Origin of the sequence: Nitrosococcus watsonii C-113, from assembly GCF_000143085.1 — a bacterium.
Classification (GTDB): Bacteria; Pseudomonadota; Gammaproteobacteria; order Nitrosococcales; family Nitrosococcaceae; genus Nitrosococcus; species Nitrosococcus watsonii.
The window spans coordinates 3,168,630-3,187,247 of sequence record NC_014315.1 but is presented as its reverse complement, the minus strand read 5'-3'; the positions used below and the strand labels follow the sequence as shown (position 1 = coordinate 3,187,247).

The 18,618-nt window shown below is 50.8% G+C and carries 19 protein-coding genes, 1 tRNA gene and 1 pseudogene; 7 read left to right on the top strand and 14 right to left on the bottom strand.

Annotation, left to right across the window (positions count from 1 at the left end; translation table 11 throughout):
- Positions 1 to 367 precede the first annotated feature (367 nt).
- The 5 genes and pseudogenes from NWAT_RS14555 to NWAT_RS14540 all read left to right on the top strand — a co-directional run bounded on the left by NWAT_RS14555 (position 368) and on the right by NWAT_RS14540 (position 4,958).
- A complete protein-coding gene (locus tag NWAT_RS14555; RefSeq protein WP_013221791.1) occupies positions 368 to 1,927 on the top strand; it encodes an aldehyde dehydrogenase family protein in 1,560 nt (519 codons plus the stop codon).
- Positions 1,928 to 2,008: 81 nt separating this feature from the next.
- Positions 2,009 to 2,398, top strand: a complete 390-nt coding sequence (locus tag NWAT_RS14550) for a DUF779 domain-containing protein (RefSeq protein ID WP_013221790.1) — start codon at positions 2,009 to 2,011, stop codon at positions 2,396 to 2,398.
- A 323-nt stretch (positions 2,399 to 2,721) separates the two neighbouring features.
- Positions 2,722 to 2,948, top strand: a pseudogene (locus NWAT_RS18140) (hypothetical protein); the annotation flags it as partial.
- 94 nt (positions 2,949 to 3,042) lie between these two features.
- Positions 3,043 to 4,515 (top strand): hypothetical protein, encoded by a 1,473-nt coding sequence (locus tag NWAT_RS14545; RefSeq protein ID WP_013221789.1) that lies wholly within the window; start codon positions 3,043 to 3,045, stop codon positions 4,513 to 4,515.
- A gap of 14 nt (positions 4,516 to 4,529) precedes the next feature.
- Positions 4,530 to 4,958 carry a hypothetical protein gene (locus NWAT_RS14540; protein ID WP_013221788.1) on the top strand — a complete coding sequence of 143 codons (429 nt, stop codon included), beginning with the start codon at positions 4,530 to 4,532 and terminating at the stop codon, positions 4,956 to 4,958.
- Between the two features lie 73 nt (positions 4,959 to 5,031).
- Here NWAT_RS14540 and NWAT_RS14535 read toward each other — a convergent pair whose 3' ends face one another.
- Together NWAT_RS14535 and NWAT_RS14530 are read right to left on the bottom strand one after the other, a co-directional pair.
- The gene (locus NWAT_RS14535; protein WP_013221787.1) at positions 5,032 to 5,745 is read right to left on the bottom strand and encodes a M48 family metallopeptidase; all 714 of its coding nucleotides are present in this window, start codon (positions 5,743 to 5,745) and stop codon (positions 5,032 to 5,034) included.
- Positions 5,745 to 8,804, bottom strand: coding sequence for a type I restriction endonuclease subunit R (locus NWAT_RS14530; RefSeq protein WP_013221786.1), 3,060 nt, complete (start codon positions 8,802 to 8,804; stop codon positions 5,745 to 5,747). Before NWAT_RS14530 ends, NWAT_RS14535 begins: the two co-directional genes overlap by 1 nt.
- A gap of 147 nt (positions 8,805 to 8,951) precedes the next feature.
- Between NWAT_RS14530 and NWAT_RS17860 the strand changes: the two genes are divergently transcribed.
- The gene (locus tag NWAT_RS17860) at positions 8,952 to 9,083 is read left to right on the top strand and encodes a hypothetical protein (protein WP_269724261.1); all 132 of its coding nucleotides are present in this window, start codon (positions 8,952 to 8,954) and stop codon (positions 9,081 to 9,083) included.
- 72 nt (positions 9,084 to 9,155) lie between these two features.
- Here NWAT_RS17860 and NWAT_RS14525 read toward each other — a convergent pair whose 3' ends face one another.
- Positions 9,156 to 10,436 carry an RNA-guided endonuclease InsQ/TnpB family protein gene (locus NWAT_RS14525; RefSeq protein WP_041350797.1) on the bottom strand — a complete coding sequence of 427 codons (1,281 nt, stop codon included), beginning with the start codon at positions 10,434 to 10,436 and terminating at the stop codon, positions 9,156 to 9,158.
- On the opposite strand from NWAT_RS14525, the gene NWAT_RS17680 reads away from it, so the two are divergent.
- On the top strand, positions 10,374 to 10,673 hold the full coding sequence (locus NWAT_RS17680) for an MbcA/ParS/Xre antitoxin family protein (protein ID WP_013221784.1): 300 nt from the start codon (positions 10,374 to 10,376) through the stop codon (positions 10,671 to 10,673). The two genes, NWAT_RS14525 and NWAT_RS17680, sit on opposite strands and share 63 nt — an antisense overlap.
- Before the next feature lie 75 nt (positions 10,674 to 10,748).
- Here the strand turns inward: NWAT_RS17680 and NWAT_RS14520 are convergent, their stop codons facing one another.
- The 11 genes from NWAT_RS14520 to NWAT_RS14480 all read right to left on the bottom strand — a co-directional run bounded on the left by NWAT_RS14520 (position 10,749) and on the right by NWAT_RS14480 (position 18,571).
- A complete protein-coding gene (locus NWAT_RS14520; RefSeq protein WP_013221783.1) occupies positions 10,749 to 11,105 on the bottom strand; it encodes a nucleotidyltransferase domain-containing protein in 357 nt (118 codons plus the stop codon).
- Positions 11,102 to 11,521, bottom strand: a complete 420-nt coding sequence (locus NWAT_RS14515; protein ID WP_013221782.1) for a nucleotidyltransferase substrate binding protein — start codon at positions 11,519 to 11,521, stop codon at positions 11,102 to 11,104. The genes NWAT_RS14520 and NWAT_RS14515 overlap by 4 nt, the downstream gene beginning before the upstream one ends.
- Positions 11,522 to 11,689: 168 nt before the next feature.
- Positions 11,690 to 12,208: a DUF3800 domain-containing protein gene (locus tag NWAT_RS14510; protein ID WP_083781465.1), complete on the bottom strand. Its 519-nt coding sequence runs from the start codon at positions 12,206 to 12,208 to the stop codon at positions 11,690 to 11,692.
- Positions 12,120 to 12,965, bottom strand: a complete 846-nt coding sequence (locus NWAT_RS17175; RefSeq protein WP_232420285.1) for a restriction endonuclease subunit S — start codon at positions 12,963 to 12,965, stop codon at positions 12,120 to 12,122. The genes NWAT_RS14510 and NWAT_RS17175 overlap by 89 nt, the downstream gene beginning before the upstream one ends.
- Positions 12,966 to 13,079: 114 nt before the next feature.
- Complete coding sequence (locus tag NWAT_RS17855; protein ID WP_269724260.1) at positions 13,080 to 13,607, bottom strand: N-6 DNA methylase; 528 nt, start codon at positions 13,605 to 13,607, stop codon at positions 13,080 to 13,082.
- Positions 13,608 to 13,645: 38 nt separating this feature from the next.
- A complete protein-coding gene (locus tag NWAT_RS17850; RefSeq protein ID WP_269724259.1) occupies positions 13,646 to 14,587 on the bottom strand; it encodes a class I SAM-dependent DNA methyltransferase in 942 nt (313 codons plus the stop codon).
- Between the two features lie 28 nt (positions 14,588 to 14,615).
- Entirely contained in the window at positions 14,616 to 14,810 is a 195-nt protein-coding gene (locus tag NWAT_RS17845; RefSeq protein WP_269724258.1) for a type I restriction-modification system subunit M N-terminal domain-containing protein, read from the bottom strand.
- Between the two features lie 213 nt (positions 14,811 to 15,023).
- Entirely contained in the window at positions 15,024 to 15,671 is a 648-nt protein-coding gene (locus tag NWAT_RS14495) for a hypothetical protein (RefSeq protein WP_013221781.1), read from the bottom strand.
- On the bottom strand, positions 15,664 to 16,254 hold the full coding sequence (locus NWAT_RS14490; RefSeq protein WP_013221780.1) for an SCO family protein: 591 nt from the start codon (positions 16,252 to 16,254) through the stop codon (positions 15,664 to 15,666). Before NWAT_RS14490 ends, NWAT_RS14495 begins: the two co-directional genes overlap by 8 nt.
- A 120-nt stretch (positions 16,255 to 16,374) precedes the next feature.
- Positions 16,375 to 17,694, bottom strand: a complete 1,320-nt coding sequence (locus NWAT_RS14485) for a YncE family protein (protein WP_013221779.1) — start codon at positions 17,692 to 17,694, stop codon at positions 16,375 to 16,377.
- A 790-nt stretch (positions 17,695 to 18,484) separates the two neighbouring features.
- Positions 18,485 to 18,571: transfer RNA gene (locus NWAT_RS14480), tRNA-Leu, on the bottom strand.
- Positions 18,572 to 18,618 lie beyond the last annotated feature (47 nt).

Genomic DNA, 18,618 nt, shown 5'->3' with positions numbered 1-18,618 from the left:
CATGCGCATAGTAACGGCAAAGACATGCGGAATAACATGTAGGCTGAATGTGACTCACATTTCCGTTATGGCTTGTTTGTAGATATGATGGAAGATGAACTTCTTGAAATTGGTAGCAATGGATGGGCTGATAGACCGGGTACCGAATTTATGGTTTCATGAGCAACCATGTAGGGGCATTTCAGTCCTATTGTGATATTACATGAAGTGGGACATATCTTTAATAGGCTTTGTCATCCTGAAGGTACAAGTAAACTGCCGATTCCTTCACCGACCTGTCCGACCTCTGCCAGTTGGGAGCCATGTAAGACAAGTGCGCCTGGGATACAAATTCTAACCTGAAAGTTTAAGATAAAAGAGGACCATCATGGCTAACGATCAAACCACTCAAGTTAAAGAAAGGGAAACCGAGTCCACGACCGGTAAACTTTACGATCGCCCCGAATTCAAAGATCATTACGATAATTTCATCGGCGGCAAATTTGTAGCGCCTGTCGATGGTGAATATTTTGATGATATTGCGCCGATGGACGGCAAGCCGTTTACCAAGGTAGCACGTTCTAACGCAAAAGATATTGAGCTTGCGCTTGATGCCGCCCACAAGGCAGCAAAAGACTGGAACCAAGCTTCTGCCGCCGAGCGAAGTAAGGTACTGCTCGATATTGCAGATATTATCGAAGAAAATCTCGAATATCTGGCGCGTGTAGAAACCGTCGAAAACGGTAAGCCCATTCGTGAAACCTTAAATGCCGACCTTCCGCTGGCGGTAGATCACTTCCGCTATTTTGCCGGCGTCATCCGCGCCGAAGAAGGCGGCATCTCCGAGCTGGATAAGGACACCGTAAGCATAAATTTGCCTGAGCCCCTGGGCGTGGTGGGACAAATTATACCGTGGAATTTCCCACTGCTGATGGCCGCCTGGAAAATGGCCCCTGCCCTAGCTGCAGGTAACTGTACGGTGATAAAAGCTGCTGAACAGACACCGACCAGCATCATTATTTTGGCCGATCTGATCAAAGAGGTAGTGCCCGACGGCGTATTGAATGTAGTTAACGGATTTGGCTCCGAGGCGGGCAAACCGCTGGCTTCTTCGCCCCGGATTGCTAAAGTTGCGTTTACCGGCGAAACTACAACTGGGCGACTCATTATGCAGTATGCTTCCGAAAATCTGATACCTGTTACGCTTGAGCTGGGCGGCAAAAGTCCGAATGTATTTTTCGAAAGCGTGATGAATGCTGACGACGATTTCTTCGACAAGGCACTGGAGGGGGCCGCTATGTTTGCCCTTAACCAGGGAGAAGTTTGTACCTCTCCTTCCCGTATACTCGTGCAGGAGTCGATTGCCGATGCATTTATTGACCAGGTTGTGGAAAGGGTTAAAAAAATAAAGGTAGGCAATCCGCTAAACTCCGAAACCATGGTTGGTGCACAAGCCTCCAATGATCAATTTGAGAAAATTCTCAACTACCTGGAGATCGGCCGGGAAGAAGGCGCGCAAGTCCTGACCGGAGGTCAAAAAGCAAATGTAGGCTCCAATGGCACTTCCGGCGGCTACTATATTGAACCGACGATCTTTAAGGGACACAATAAAATGCGCGTGTTCCAGGAAGAGATTTTCGGTCCGGTAGCCTCTCTGACAACCTTCAAGGATGAAGCCGATGCTATCGGTATTTCCAACGAAACGCTTTATGGACTGGGAGCGGGCGTATGGACACGCGATGCACACCAGTTGTACCGCATTCCTCGGGCTATTAAAGCAGGCCGTGTGTGGGTAAATTGCTATCATCACTATCCTGCACATGCGGCCTTCGGCGGATATAAAAAATCCGGCTTTGGCCGGGAAAATCACAAGATGATGCTCGATCATTATCGACAGACGAAAAACATGCTCGTCTCTTACGATAAGAAAGCACAGGGCTTCTTCTAAACGCTAAAACATTAACTCAAAAAGCTCCGGCCGGGCATCTCTTGCCGGGCCGGCGCCTTATTAGAAGCTGATACTAAGACGATGGCACAATCAACCCAAGTAAAACGCGTAACGGTTACCGAAGAGGCCAAAGAAGTGATCGACCAACTGCGGGAAAAACATGGCGACCTTATGTTCCATCAAAGCGGTGGCTGCTGTGACGGTTCCTCACCCATGTGTTATGAAGATGGTGATTTTAAGGTAGGCGGTTCCGACATTAAACTGGGCGAAGTCTATGGCTGCCCTTTCTATATGGCGCGCGATCAGTTTGAATACTGGAAACACACCCAGCTTACGCTTGATGTAAAATCTGGGCGAGGCTCCAGCTTTTCCATTGAAATACCGATGGGCATTCGCTTTATTATCAAATCGCGCATGTTTACCGAAGAGGAGCTACAAGCCCTGGAAAAACAAGACCCACTTTCTGTTTGATAATCACCTCGCAACTTCCACATTCATGCAAAATATGGGGGGCTTTAGAGTCAGAGTAATAAGGATGCTTCACCAATACTTCTCTGTCTTGGTCTTCCCGGTTTTCTTGCCGTGACACGCTGATGGGTCAATGCTTCTATGGGTAATGTAAACCGCTTGCTTCCAAGCGCTAGCCCTTTATTAATACTTTCCCTGATTTCTTTTAGGCGTTCTGCTCCTGCATGGGCATTCAACCAATCACGGTAGTTGTTCAGCCGCTCATTTTTCGATGTCCCTCATGCCAGATATTTAGGATGTGGTATTTGTAATTTGCTTTGCACCAAACAAGGCTTAATATGATAGTAGCCATGATTGCCCTGTTGATGGCGAGTGATCCCGGCGCGGTGAGCCGCTTCGATACCGGACTAGTGGTTGCCAGTGGTTTGGGACCTTGTTCACCCTGTTCGTGGCGCCGGCGTTGTATTTACTGATTGCTCGCGACCAGAGGGAAGAGAAGGAAACACCTCAAGAGCCCATGGAGCAAGAAGATTCGTCGGATCTTAAAGCATAAGCAATAGAAAGGGACAATCTTTGCTAGACTTTGGCTAAAGGGAGTAGAAGTTTCCCGTGTTGTGAATACTACGGTACCGAAGAGGTCAACAAAGATGAGTGATTTACCGGAATATGTCGATGGACTGCCCAATATCTGTGGCTCTGAAGATCTCATTGCCAAAACCCATGCCCAAGGATCAGTTTATCTGCCCCAAAGCGGCATTGATTTTGGCAATATCCAGAGCGCCTTTGCCATTGCCTTGCACATGCAACAGCCGCTGATTCCCGCAGGCGGAGAAGATCTCCACACGGCGGCGATTATCAGTAACCTTAAATATATGATGGATAATCAGCATATTGGGGATAATCACAATGCGCCGGTATTTCATTGGTGCTATAAGCGTATCGGTGAACTTGTACCCCAATTGGTGGATGAGGGTAAAAATCCCCGGGTCATGCTGGATTATTCCGGGTGTTTGCTCCATGGCTTGCGGGATATGGGGCTAGATGACGTTTTTGATGCGCTTAAACGGGTCACCATCGATCCTCATTATCGGCGCTGCGTGGAGTGGCTAGGCAATACCTGGAGCCATGCGGTTGCTCCTTCCACGCCGGCCCAGGATTATCGCCTGCATGTTCAGGCTTGGCGTCACCATTTTGCGGCTATTTTTGGCCTGGAGGCCCTAAGCCGGGTGAAGGGGTTTTCGCCAGCGGAGATGGCTTTGCCCAATCATCCCGATGTTTTTTACGAGTTTGTCAAGACTCTTAAAGAGAACAACTATCAGTGGGTGTTGGTGCAGGAGCATTCGGTGGAGCAGCCCGAGGAGGGCGGGCACTCGCGGCAGCCCCACATTCCCCATCGGCTGGTGGCGACAAACTCCAAGGGAGAGAGCGCCAGCATCATTGCCATCATCAAGACTCAGGGCTCGGACACCAAGCTAGTAGCCCAGATGCAGCCTTATTATGAGGCCCAAGGCTTGGGCCGCCAGGAGTTGAAGGGCCAAGCTATTCCGCCTCTGGTCACCCAGATTGGCGATGGCGAGAATGGCGGGGTGATGATGAATGAGTTTCCAGGTAAATTCATGGAAGTTATGCGCGAGGCAACGGGCTCTCCCACGCCGGCGGTGAATGTCAGCGAATACTTGGAATATCTGGAAACCTTGGGCTTCAAGGAAGCCGATTTTCCAGCGCTACAGCCAGTGCAGCAGAAGAAAATCTGGGATAATTTTGAAGCAGGCGCGGGACCAGAAAAGCTGGAAAAGCTTATTGAGGAACTGCAACATAACGACCCTCAATTTAACATGGAGGGGGGCAGTTGGACTAATAATATTTCCTGGGTCCAGGGCTATGAAAACGTACTCGGCCCCATGGAAAGGGTCAGTGCTTTGTTCTCGGAAAGGGTGCTGGGGCGCGCAGGCATTGCTACCTCAGAATATCGCTATCGCAACGCCCTTTATTATCTTTTGATGATTCAGACTAGCTGCTACCGCTATTGGGGCCAGGGAATCTGGACCGATTATGCCCGCGAGCTATGCCAACGCGCCGAAGCGATTCTGGAACATGATTTCAAGGATGTTGCGGCTTGATTCTGAGGGGTCTCATGGGAAAATCAGTTTTATTTTGCTTGCTATTCCTCAGTACGGTAGGCGCCTGGGCAAATGATTGCGCTTCCTCTGGCGTTGAATTTCCTGAACTGGTTATTACTTATCGTTATGAAAATTTTCCTTCTTTTCCCTCCCATGCCGAAGCCAAGGCAAACACTCTTAAAGAGGGTCAGCAGTTGCTGGGGAGCGCCAAGATTATAAAGTTGAACTGGCGCGAGCTTGCCGAGGCAAAGGTCCTTACCTCTTTTATTGTAGAAGAAACGCATTTTGATGAAGAGGGACGGGTTATCTACCGGGCGCACTCAACATTTAGGGGCGAGGATGAAGGTAAAGAAGGAGAAGGCCAGAAAATCAAGGAAGAGGCTCTTGAAGGCAAGAAGCGGTTGGAACTATTTTCGTGCTGGCCCATAGGTTCTTTATCCTAGGTTGCACGCCCTAGTTTTGGCCGGCTGCTAGGCTGGATAGGCAGATCGATGCTGCGTTGAATCCGCCCATCCATCAAACCCTCAATTGCAAGGCATTCTCCCGCAGCCACTCCCGGCACTGGCGATAGTCCGGCATTATCCGCGCTATTGCCTGCCAGAATTCCGGCGAATGGTCATGGCGGATCAGGTGGCACAGTTCATGAACCACTACATAATCCACACAGCGATTCGGCGCCATCATGATTCGCCAATTGAACTCCAGCCGTCCTTTTGCGGTGCAACTGCCCCAACGTGACTTGAAAGTCTTGATGTCCATCCCGGCGGGTTGTACTCCGACTACCGGGGCAAAGCGTTTCACTTTTTCCTTCAGCTTCTGGTCTGCTTGTCGCCTGTACCACCGAACCAGGGCATGGCGGATCATCTGGGGCTGGTCTTTACCTTCGGGGTCGGTAACCAGCAGTCGACCATTTAATAGTTTAACTGACCGGAATGCGCCTTTTTCAACCTTCAGCCGGTAGTTGCGTCCCAGATAGGAGAAGGCTTCACCGGATACGAACTGCTTCTGGCTGACTGGCCGGGCTTGCTGGTGCAGGACGATTTTTTCCTTGATCCATTGTCGCTTCGCCTTCAGCAGCGCATCCACGCGCTCTATCGGCAGAGTGGCTGGGATAAGCACCGACACCGCGCCATCTTCTACCCGTATATCAGCGGTTTTTCGCCGATCGGTGCGTATGACTTCAGCGATAAAGCCATTGCCATCGCGGTATTCGGATTTGGGTACCGCCATTATCCGAACTTTCGCTTAGCCAAGTCCATAAAGCGCTCTTGCACAACGGTCACAAGCGCTTTATCAGCGTAGGAACAATCCAGTATCGCCCGCTTGATTTCCTTTTTCATCCGCTTCACTTCATCGGGCTTGTGGAAGAAATCAACGATCTGGGTTGCCTCATCAAAGGTCTTCACCAGGAACTGGCTGGTTGCTTTGATATCCTCATGAACTTCATCGCCGACTAATCCATCACCACCATGCCGGGTGACCTCAGCCATGAGAATATGATAGAAAGCGAATTCCGTTTTGGTGAGACCAACATCATCCGCCGCCTGCTTATGTTCGGTTTCAATGTTATCGACCATCTGAAGGAGCAATTCCAATTGCTGCTCCCATTTGCCATTGGTTTTCTCGATGATCTCCCGTAGACGCAGACTCAGCGACTTATAGAACTCGGGGTCTTCCTCAAGGTTAACGATAAGATGATGCTTGATGGCGCTTTCAATTTCAGAGGCACGGGATTCCGGCGACTTGATCTGCTCTACCGATTCCCTGAAATTTGCCGCCATCAGATCAACTGGCGGTATCTTGGGGTCTACGCCGGTGCTGATGATGTGCTCTTCCACCAGCTTGCGCACCTTTTCACCGGCGTCGAGAATATTCAAACCAGGGTCGCGGTAGCGGTTACGAGCGGCGTTCTGTACCTTGCCCCAGAACTTCAGGTCCGGCACATAGGGCTTGGCAGCCACATCCGGCAGTATCACGTCCATTTGCTTGGCGAAGCGTTTGAAGCCCCGTTCAAATTGCTGGCGGATGTCTTCATCCTTCAGGCGCAGCACATAATCATCCACATTCGCGCCTTTCACCCTGGCAAAGATGGCGGCCACACGGGTATGAGCAGCTTTCAGCTTGGGTATTTCGTCCTTCAGCGTATGGTAGGTGCCTTGCACATCTTCGCTGCTGAACTGCTTGAGGGCTTCGGTCAGGTCATCAGACAAGCCATGGTAATCCACGATAAACCCCGCCTGCTTCCCCTTGCAGGTACGGTTCACCCGGGCAATGGCTTGCATCAGCGCGTGATCTTTCAGGCCGCGATCCATGTACATGACCTGCGCTATCGGCGCATCGAAGCCGGTGAGCAGCATGTCCTTGACGATGAGAAAGGCGGTGGGGTCTTCCCCCAGGGGCTTAGTAAAGTTTTGAATCGCCTGCTTCTGGTGGACCCGGTCTGTGTACTGGGCAAGGGTTGCCGGGTCATTGTGTTTGCCGGAAATAATCACCTCCGACGGCGGCGCGCCCAGCTCATCCAGGGTTTGCTTGAATACCGTGGCGGCATGGCGACTGCCCACCACAATCATGGCCTTGAAACCGTTGGGCTGGATGTGTTCACGGTAGTGTTTCAGCAGATCAATACAGACCCAGCGAATCCGTGCCGGGGCTTCCCGCACCGCCCGTTCTACCCCATATTTTTGTTTGATTGCCCGTTTTTCTTCATCACTGCACCCTTGGAAGTATGCTTCAAACAGGGCATCCAGTGAATCACCCGCCACATCGCTTTGCACCTGCCGACCTTCGTAGATGATGCGCACTGTGGCGCCGTCTTCCACGGCTTCGTTGATCTTGTACTGGTCAATATAGCCCCCGAAGGCTTGATCCATTTTCTGGGTCTTCAATAGCGGTGTACCGGTAAAACCAATCTTGGGGGCCTTGGGCAAGGCGGCATTGATAGTCATAGCCAAGCCGCCAAACTGGGTCCGGTGGGCCTCGTCCGCCAGCACAATGATCTTGCCGCTGGGGTTCAGGTCGTTGAAGCCACCTGCCGCTTCCGCGTCCTGGAATTTCTGCACCGTGGCGGTGACGATATCGGACGAATCGCGGCTCAACAGGGTTTTCAACTCCGCCACGGAGCCCGCGTTGTAGACCGTTTCGTTCTGGGCACCGCGAAAGGTATTGGACAACTGGGTATCCAGTTGGGTACGGTCGGTAACGAACACCAGCTTGTATTGCTGTAACGCCGGATCACGGCGCATCTTCACCGCCAGCATCACCATGGTCAGGGACTTGCCCGACCCCTGGGTATGCCACACCACCCCAGACTTCTCTTTACGATCCGTGCCGCTTTTAAGGCGTTTGATGACCTTGTTCACGGCGCGGTATTGCTGATAGCGGGCCACCTTCTTGACCAGGCGACCCTCAACGGCTTCGAAGATGGTGAAGTTTTGGAGCAGGTCGAGAAAGTTGCCGGGATCTAACATACCCGCCAGCAGGCGCTGTTGCGGCGTGACGGGGCTGGCCTGTTCAAACTCACCGGCATACCAGAGCGGTGACGCCATTTCCCGTACCTCGTATTTGCCACCGGGGCTGAAGGGATGTGCACGGATGTCCCCATCGGTAAAAGGGTAGGCGTCTTTCCATTCCCCGTAATGCTGGACACTGGAACTGATGGTGCCCACCTTGGCTTGATCCCGGCAGGTGCTGATCATTAGCTGGTTGTACCAGAACAGCTTTTGCGCCCCTTCATCGGTTTCCGGATAGCGCAGGTTGGCATAGCGGCGAAGTTGCTTAATACCTTCGCCAATGGCATCCGCCACGTAAGGGGATTTGCATTCCATCACTGCCAACGGCAAACCATTCACAAAGCAGACGATATCGGGAATGATATTCTGATTGAGCCCCTCAACCTTGAACTGGTTAACGCACAAGAATTCATTGTTGCCGGGATTTTCAAAATCAATAATTTTGACCGTCTGCCCCTTGCGTCCCTTGCCCAAGTCCTGTTCGATAGACAGGTAATTGACCAACATCTGGTAAATGGCATGGTTGTATTCCATCAAACCCACATGGTTGGGGTGGGTGATTTCCCGCGCTACCTTACGCAGGTTTTCCTCACTGAGCCAAGGGTTGATGCGCCGGATAGCCCCTTCCAGACGGCCAACCAACACCACGTCCCGGTAGTAGGCTCGTTCCGCGCCCGCAGCCTCCGGTGACAGTTCAACGCCACGGACATAGCGCCAGCCTAGCCGTTGCAACTGGGCAATGGCGGGGGTTTCTACTTTATCGAGTTCGTCCTGAAACACGCCTAATCTTCTCCCGAAATTTTCCGCCATTGTACGCGTGGATATAAAGCCTGCCGGTAGGACCACCATGCTATCGGTATAGCGCGCCAATTTTCTATTTTTACTATATATTTCAAGTTTAAAAATAGGTTATGGAAAAGGCGCTTCATGATGAAAGTTGACCTCCATAAAAAACTCAATCAGGACTCTAGCTTCACGGGTTGCGTGGCCTTAAAAGGCTTCTTTAAAATCACCGCTGACTGGGGGCTTAATAACCAACAGCTTGGAGTTTGCGGCTAAGTTTCGTTCGCTTGTTCCCGACAAGCTCACTCGCCTTGCTGCAATTCGCGTTTCGTAGGCGTCCTTTGGTGGTCATGCGACCACCTCCAGTGGGTGTACGCCTCCACGCGCATGACTTTCCGGCCTCCCGCCGGTAGTTAACCTTAAAATATTTTTAGCCGCGTTGATGTCGCGGTCATGGGCTGTTTGGCAGTCCGGGCAGGTCCACTGCCGCACTTTGAGCGGCATGGCTTTTTGCACCGCGCCACACTCAGAACACGTTTTACTGGTGGGCGCCCAGCGGTCTACTTGCACCAACTCCCGGCCATACCACTGGGCTTTATAGGCCAGTTGCCGCTTGAGTTCGTGCATCCCCACATCGCCCAAGGCTTTGGCGATGCACCGGTTGGCCATCATGCCCCTGACGTTGAGCGTTTCCAGGGCGATCAAGCCGGCCTGGCGAATCAGCGTCGTGGTGAGCTTGTGCAGCCAATCCTGACGGGTATTGCTCACCCTGGCGTGGGCCTTGGCGACCCGAATACGCTGATGGTGCCAGCGAACACTGCCCTTACGCTTGCGGGATAGCCTGCGCTGGGCTTTTCTGAGTTGCCGGGCATGGGTTTTGAGGTGCCGCGGGTTGCCCGACTTCCAGCCCTCGGAGGTCACCACCACATCGCTTATACCCAAATCAACACCGATACCGTTTGGCTTTCGCGGCAGGGATTGAAGGGTTTCCTCGCACATAAAGGAGACAAAATAGCGACCCGCACCGTCCTGGGTGACCGTCACCATCTTGGGCACGCCCTGGGGCCTGCGGGACCACATGAGCTTGAGCGCCCCGAGCTTGGGGAGTTTAAGAAACTCCCCCGCTCGATACCTTCCCGCTACCTGGCGCTGGTCGAGTTGATAGCGGATGCTTTGGGTATGAGTTCTTTTTTTAAATCGGGGATACTTCGCTCGCCCTGCAAAGAAATTTCTGAAGGCGGTGTCCTGGTCCCTGAGCTTTTGGATCAGGCAGGTGGCGCTAGCCTCCTTGAGCCACGCGTAAGGCCCTAACCCTTTGAGGAACGTGAGCTGACGACTAAAATCAACACCGCCAACGTGCTTGTCATGCAGTCTGTATTGACGGCCACGCCAGGCTAAACAGGTGTTCCACACCCAGCGGGCATGACCCAACTCCATAGCAAGTTGCTGGCGCTGAACGCTCGTGGGGTAGAAGCGGAATTTATAGGACCGCTGAATAGTGGTAGAATCACGCTCGGTCATAGCCTCAATACTCAATCTATTGGGTCTGTGGCAAGTGGCTAGGTAGTGCTTCCAACACTGTCTAGCCGCGCCCTCAATTATACCGCGAATTTTGCCCGCCGCAAACATTACTTTGCATGGCCCTCGCGCCTCGTGCGCCGTTTCACTTCGCAACTCGGGTGGGGGGTCGTCGCACTTCCCCGTGCTCCTTCGATGACTCTGTTCCCTAACAAACAGCGGGCTGATGCCTGGATCGCTAAACCTAACCGCGATTTCGGCAACGCCAGCGCCTTGGACGCCATGCTGGGAGGTTCCATCATTGATCTGGCGCGGGTACGTCGCCATCTGGATGCTTGGCGGGGGTGAGCAAGCCCTGCATCACCCCGACCTAATAGACTAAAACACAGGTTTCAAGCCATCTTCGTTCTGAAACAGGATGTTTTACCCGCTTATTTTGCCTGCCCGGTTTGGGCTTTCCAGATTTTTAGAGGGTTCGCTTTTTTGATAAAACAAGCGGCCGACACGCTGAATATGGTCGCGAAGTTCCGGACTGTCGATTTGCCCGAATACGGACAAATCGATTTCATAGGGCAGCAGCAAATCGTCCAGCGCCATGCTGATCCGATTCAGGGTGGTCAGATCGATATCACCCTCCAGCGTCAGGTCGATATCCGAGCCGGGGCGGTAGCGGCCCAAGGCACGGGAGCCGTACAATCGTGCGCCGCGGACCGCCGGGAACCGCGCCAGCACCTGGCAAATATTTTGCCGCTGTTGCCCGGTGAGGCCGTCGCCGGTCATTGCCCAGCGGCCTTCAACTCGGCGAGGCGCTGATCCAGTAGTACAAACTGGGGCTGATAGCGTCCGATCACCGCTTCCACAATGGCCTGGGCCGTGGCCCGATTGTAGGTGTGAGAGGTCCGGTTGCGGCTGGCGATCATGTCCATCCATACCTCTCCCTGCCCAATGAGGCCCACCGAGAACGCTTTGCGGGTGGCATCCCGGGAACCCATGAGATTCTGCGTTCCCTGATACTGTAGATAATCCTTGAGGCAGTTCCAGGCCAGTTCATGGGTGAACTCGAAGCTTTGGATCAGGCCCTGTTGCTCTAGCTCCGATAGGGGTCGTTCGCGGCTCAAGGCCACGGCGTTGTTCAGGTGGGCCAGCGCCCGGCGGTAGTTAGCGTAGCGCTGTTGCCAGCGAATATCCGCAGTCATGGTGTTTCTCCTGAAAGCGCTATCATAATATTTTTATATTCCACAGGCTTGACCTTACAGGGAGCAGACCCCATACTGTTTGTAAAGTGGACTGGGGGATTCCCGGTCGGCGTCCAAGCCTCGGTGAGTTTCATCGGGGCTTTTCGCTTTTTAAATCAAGCGATTTGCTCACGGAAACTTCTTCAGCCCCCACCCTTCGAAGTGACGACCCACGTTATTTCTCCCGCTCCGGCAATAGAATTTCGGTCTTAGCGCCTCAAAAGCACGATTGTCCTGCTTCGGGCGCAATACACTCATCCCCACCGGGCGTGCCACTAGATCGGCTAACTGCAAACCGGCGGAGTTGGTCTTTTTATCCGCAAAGCAGATATCAAACGGCAGCACCCGCTTAAACCAATTAGCGCCATCGCAGACCCGACGAAATTCCAGCTCCAGTTCGTCATCCTCTTTTTTGCCGCACCGCTCCACAATGATATGGGTCAACCTGTTATCTTGTTCCTTCTCTTGCAGGAATCGATAGATGCGCTCCAGCCCAAGAGCTAAGGCCAAGTGATAAGGATTGTCAGGATTTTGGTATCGGTTTCGTAACCGACGCTTCTCAATTACACAGCTTACCAATACAAAGTTGACGTTGCTGATCAACTCTGTCAGTAGCCACTGTATTTTGACCAAGACAAAGATCGACATCACGATCTAAGTGGCAGCACACTCCATAGCTACCAACACGACTCATAAGTAAGTCGCCTTTTCTCGGCTTGTGATTCTTAGTGAACTGCTTAAATACTTCTTCATTTACCTTAAAAGCTTTTTCTGTATTTACCTTTCCGGACTTAATGTCGCTCACCCGAATCATAGGCAGCCCTTCAGAGGAAAACTTGGGTGTTTGATGTAGGGAATCGATAACTTTTGTCACCGAGTCCATCTGCATAACATCCCACCCAGCCGGAATCCTTCCCACCGGCGAATCCTTGAATTCTCTGTGCCCAATCCCCTTGGTCAACAGTTCCTGCATCATGGCAGTTTTCAGGTCTTTCAGCTTGTCGATCTGGGCGCGTGTTTTTTCAATCACCTCATCGACGGAAGACAGGATGGCGGCGATTTTTTGTTGTTCGGGGAGGGGGGAAAGTAAGCTTATCTGTGAGAAAGCACTTTTATTTATTATTGCCAGCGTTGTAGTTCCAGCACTTTTTGCTAGCTCATGAATATTGAACAATACGTTATAGAAGTGAAAACGACTGTATTGATTCTTTCTTGTAACAACTGCATTTATTTGCTGATTAGTGATCGAAATTTGCTTGGACATGGCTATACCGCCGAGCGATCCGATGCACGTAACCAGTATTGAATCTTTGGGCAATAAACGTCCTTTCGACGCACCCTTTTTAGTCACCGTTCGAACAGTCTTTTCAACATACACACGACCATCAAAATCAGCTGGCGAAATGAACGGTACACTACCATCCCAAAAACTTACGTCCTTGGTGCTTGGAGTTGACCCGCGGTGATCACATCACCGATGTCGCCTATTGTCTTTATTTCCCACCCCTCCGGAACCGCATCATTCATACCCCAACTCCTTCAGATAGCCTTTCATCACGCTTTCCGCTGCCGCTACCTGGGCATCCAGTTCATGCAGGGACACCCGGTACTTGTCCCACCAGCGTTCCAGTTGTTGGATCACTTTGGCGTCAACTTCCCCGACCGTTTCCGGAATGGCTTCCTTGGACTCGATTTCAGGTTTGAATTCAAAGTAGCCCTCATCCCACCTCACCAAGACCTTGGCCGCATCAAAGTCTTCCAGTATTTCTTCCCGGATATACTCGCTTTCCACTTCCCGCACGGGAATACCGCCGTGGAGAATGGCGCGGACATCGAAGATTTCCGGGGGCGGCGAGGTGTCCGCGTAGCGGCGAATATTCAGGTTATCATCGTTCCCGGCAATCTCCGCCAAACTGACCACCTTGGAATACCGCTTGATCTCCCTGTAGTCATCAAAAGTCCGAACGATCTTGTCCATATCCTGCGGACGCAGTTTATTCTGGTTCTTGCCTTCCTGAAATTCCAGCTCGCCGTTGATGAACAACACCTTGCCTGTGCGTTACGCCGGTTTGTTTTTGTTGAGGATCAGCAAACAGGCGCGGGGATGCCGGTGCCGTAGAACAAAGCGGCGGGCAAGCCGATCACCGCTTCCAGTAGATCATCCTTCAGGATGCCCCGGCGGATGGCTTTTTCGCTGGCGCCCCGGAACAGCACCCCGTGGGGCATGACCACCCCCATCATGCCTTCGGCGTTCAGGCTGGCGATCATGTGCTGAACAAAGGCTAAATCCCCGGCGTCCTTGGGCGGGATGCCGTAGGGGAAACGCCCGTAGGCGTCCTGGTCCGCTTCCTGTTTGCCCCACTTTATCAGGGAAAAGGGGGGATTGGCGATGACCCGGTCGCAGGTCATCAGTTCACCGCTCTGGGTATGCTGGGGTTCCCGCAGGGTATCCCCTTTACGGGTATCGGCGCTGTAGACTCCGTGCAAGAACATATTCATCTTGCAGATGGCCCAGGTGTTCAGGTTCATCTCCTGACCGAACAGGGATAGGTTGGCCGGATTTTCCCCGTGGTGGGCCAGATAGTTGCGGGTCTGCACCAGCATCCCGCCGGACCCGGCGGTGGGGTCGTAAATACGCATCCCGGCCTGGGGCTTGAGCAGGGCCACCAGCAGCCGCACCACCTCGGAAGGGGTGTAAAATTCGCCGCCCTTCTTGCCGGCGCTGTCGGCAAACATTTTTATCAGGTATTCGTAGGCGGTGCCCAGCAAATCGGGGCGCTCGAAGTCTTCATTGCGAAGCCGATGGCGGTTGAAGTGACGGAGCAAATCCCGCAATTTCTTGTCCGAGAGCTTGTTTTTGATATTGAAGTCGATGGAGATTAGCACCCCTTCCAATGAGGCGTTGTCTTCTTCAATGGCTTCCGTGGCCTTGTTCAGTTCGGCGCCGATATCGTGTTTCAGGTCTTTCAGGGCACCCCAGCGGGCGATGGGCGGGATTATAGAAGGTCTTGTCGTATTCGTCCTCATCGTTGGCCAGATCCCGAGCCTCGGCGTGTCAATTTTGCCTTTTGCCCAGGTAGTACTGGATAACCCCTTCCTGGGCTTCCTCAAAGGCGTCGGACAGGCGCTTGAGAAACATCATGCCGAAGAGGTAATCCTTGTACTCGGAGGCGTCCATGTTACCGCGCAGAATATCGGCGGCTTCCCACAGGAAGGATTCCATCTGTTGCTGAGTAATATTATGGCTCATTTAGAATGGATTTCCTGTACTGCAATGGCCGCGAAGGCGGGCGGTTAAATAGCCGCTTGCTTCCTCGCGGTAGAAAGATGGCTTCGAGTGTACCGGCAGGAGGGCAGGAGGGCAGGTGGGCAACGTGGCGGGTGGTTTAAATCTGAGCCAAGTACTGTGCATTCCACCTAGAGAGGTAAAAATCCCTCTGGATGTTTAGCGGTGGCGTCTGATTTATTCGGATGGAATGATCTTATCGGCTAAAATTAACTTACGTGTCGTGCAGAGTTTGTTAAGCAAGGTAATGGCGGAAAAGCGCTTCTTTTCTTTGCGTCCCTTTCCTGCTTGATCGTAGACATTATCAATGCTTAAGGTATCTCCCTGCCTGTTCCCGTGGACAGTATAGGCATCATAGCTAAAGTCATGGCTGATATGGAGTAAATCCATCGGCATGAGGTATTCGATTCCATTCGTGATATATCTTGCCTTGAAGCCTGCCGTTAGACTCAATTTCTTTAACTTTACGGGTGGTGAAGATGCTGGGTTAAGTTGAGGCTGGAAGGTCTCTTTATACGCTAAAATTTTGTTCCCCTTTGTTTGATTGATAGGGATCAGCAGGGTATAAGATTGTCCATTCTTGAGTTGTAACAAAAAATAATCCCCGTTTTCCCCGTTAGTGCGTTCTCCCCTTGTTTTGACTTCAAATATCAGTTGATTATCTGCCGAGATCTTGGTTTTAACGCGCAATATATCAAGTTCTGATGGCAGGGCTTTATCTTTGAAAGAGGGTAAAATACGAGGATCATCGTAATTGCTCATGGCAAAGACAGGAGCGATCCCTGCCAGCATAAAAAACACTGTTAACGCTATGTTTTTACTCATGGTTAAATAGTGCTCCTTGCTCGTGGATCATGTTAGCAATATCGACGGCATCTTCCACCGCATCAAACAGAACTCTAATTCTTCCTTCGGGATCGATGAGAAAACCGGTGCTACTGTGATCGACCTGATAGTGAATTCTGTTGCCCGCATTCTTGGTATAGAAAACGCTTTCCACGCCGAAGGTGCTTTTAAGGCGTTCCAGGTCTTCGCCTGTTAGGCGTAGATAGGCAATATCGGCATTAAATTTATCAGTATACTCGGCTAGTACTGCATTGGTGTCCCTATCGGGATCGATGGTTACAAAAGTTCCCGCCAGTTTAATATTTTCTTTTGCTGCGGCTCCCATTAGCATGGAAAGATTGGCAAGCGATATGGGACAGACATCGCTACAGTTGGTAAAGCCAAAAACGACCAGCCTCCATTGCCCGCTATCGCTTTTACTTCCTTGGTTTAAGTGGGCTATCGCTTCTTTTTGCAAAGGCGCAGTATGTTTCAAGACGATGGTTGAAGCTATTAACTTAGTGGGGGTAAGCAGCAGTAGCATCATGCCTGTAGCGAGACTATATAAAGCACGATTTCTCATTTCTACGTTATGATTCCTTTAGTTAATTTTTGTGGCTATACGTTGCTGCTGCATCCAACCGGCCCCTGTATTTTAAAGTCGGGCCGGTTGGCGGCGTATTTAGCAATGGACTATCAATAATCAGCGAATACCACCCGCGGCATACAAACCATGCGGCATAACGAGGCCGTCACCAGGACCGAACACCTTCACGACTGTGTCCGTCAAGGTATCAATTTTAATGATATATCCTGAAACCCAGCTACCTACCAATAAATAGCGGTTGTCTGGCGTTGGATTCAGGGTGTGGGCAACAGCAAATCCCTGGGGAAATTCCACGCCTGGCTTAAATCTTTTTATAAACCGTGGCCGGTAGCGGTTACTGATATCGAAGACGGAAACATAGCCATCATCACCAAAGGTATGGTCAATGGAATCTTCCTCGGCGATATAGAGCTTGTTGCCAACAACGGCAATGTCAGAGGCAGAGCGGAAGATGCCACGTCCATTAACACGTTTGGTATGCTTGATAATTCTAGTGGCGGTTCCCTCCCAGGCGTCAATCAGCCATACGCTCGGTGGGATGATCTTACGTGTGGTTGGCGGTGTTAAAGAGGTTTTTCCAAGTTGCATTGAGGCGGTGAGGGCGTAGCGTTCATCCAGCCAAAAAATATAATGAGAAAAAGCCGCATGCTTTTTCCCATTACCCAGCATGATTTGCTTCACGGCCTCCAATTGCCCGGTTTCCCTATTGGTTTTATATAAATCGATTACGCTATTATCAAAAAAATAGCCTGTTCCCAACCCCAGGGTTCCCGACTTGTTGAACATGACGCCATGAGTCTGTTCCGTATATCCGGGAATGCTGATGGGATCGACATCAGCAAATTCATTGGTTTTATAATTAACGACGCGTACCTTGTCCCCCGTCAATTCAGTAAAGTAGGCAAAACTTGAATAGGGTAATAATGTGGGTCCGTGAATTTGAGTTGACGGAGAAACTATCCAGTTAGGAATCGCTTGGCTATTGTTGATGGATTCTACAAAGGGAAATTCTGACGGAGTGTTGGGAACATCTACTGTCAATACTGAATCCAGTATGACGTCTGCTGTGCCATTATCCCAGTTAATATCGTTTACCTTTAAGGCAACGATATAGGCGGAGTGCTCGTCGGTATTATCGGTAGTGACGTAAAATCTATCTCCCTCCGGTAATATCATGGTATGTTGCAGGGGAACATCGCCTGGCCAACCTTCTATAAAAAATGGATCTACCGTGATTATTTTGTCCTTTTCGTAATTAAGGAGGTATATCATACGCGTGTGATAATCAATGGCGGTTACCACAGGCTGTAGATATTGATTATAAATACCTTGCTGCTCCTCCGCTTTAGCTTGGCTTAAAGGCAGAGTCAGTAAACATATAAATGCCAATAGTAAATAAGAGGCATATTTATTCATTAAAAAGTTCCCTCATTCGTTATTTATTTCTTAATCTTCTGGAAGTATTCCAACCTGGAATTTTTTATGGACTTTCAGTTCAATATCTTATTTTTTTATCGTTTTTTATTGTGAGGAATACTTCTCAGTTTGGCGTGTGGATAATAAATCCACTAGCGCGACAATTCTTGATATATCAACAACCACACAAATGAGATGATCGCTAAAGATATTGGCAAACGACTGGCAGTAATTTCGTTATTTTTTTATTTGGAGATGCCCACGCTGCTCTTGAGAAGGGCAATAAGTTTGCTAGAGGAAAGATCACAGTGTGGCAGTGTGGTGGATTAGCTTATTGATGGGTTTCATAGGTGCAGTAACTACGGGGGAGGTTGTTTTGTATCCAGGACAATCATTGGCAGATTGCCAGCGTACACTGCTTGTCATTTTGCGGAGGCGGTTAGGTAGTGTAAAACTGCCCTAACTCTTATTGGTGTTTGTACGGGGATAACGTTAACCTGGGTTATATCGGCGGGGAGCTAGGGGGACATAATCTGGAGCTATTAAAGACTGGGTTTACCCGTTGCAAGCTATGGATTGTACAGGGTCTAAGGCCAGGTAAGGAAAATTTGGGTAGGGTTAGATTTGAAAGTTCGGCGGAAAAAATTTCTGCTTGCCCATGAGAAGCCTTGGACAGTGAAGGGGATGGATAATGGGAATGTGCCGGTAGAGTATGTTACAGTTGAGCCCAGCTAAATTACCTGTGCGTTTGAGCTGTTAGCACACTGATTTTATTATTATCCCTAACAAGTGGTGCCGAGGAGAGGACTTGAACCTCCACAGGGTTTCCCCCACATGGACCTGAACCATGCGCGTCTACCAATTCCGCCACCTCGGCTTGTATCAATAGGGGTGCTTAGATAGATATAATAGGTGCTTTTAAGC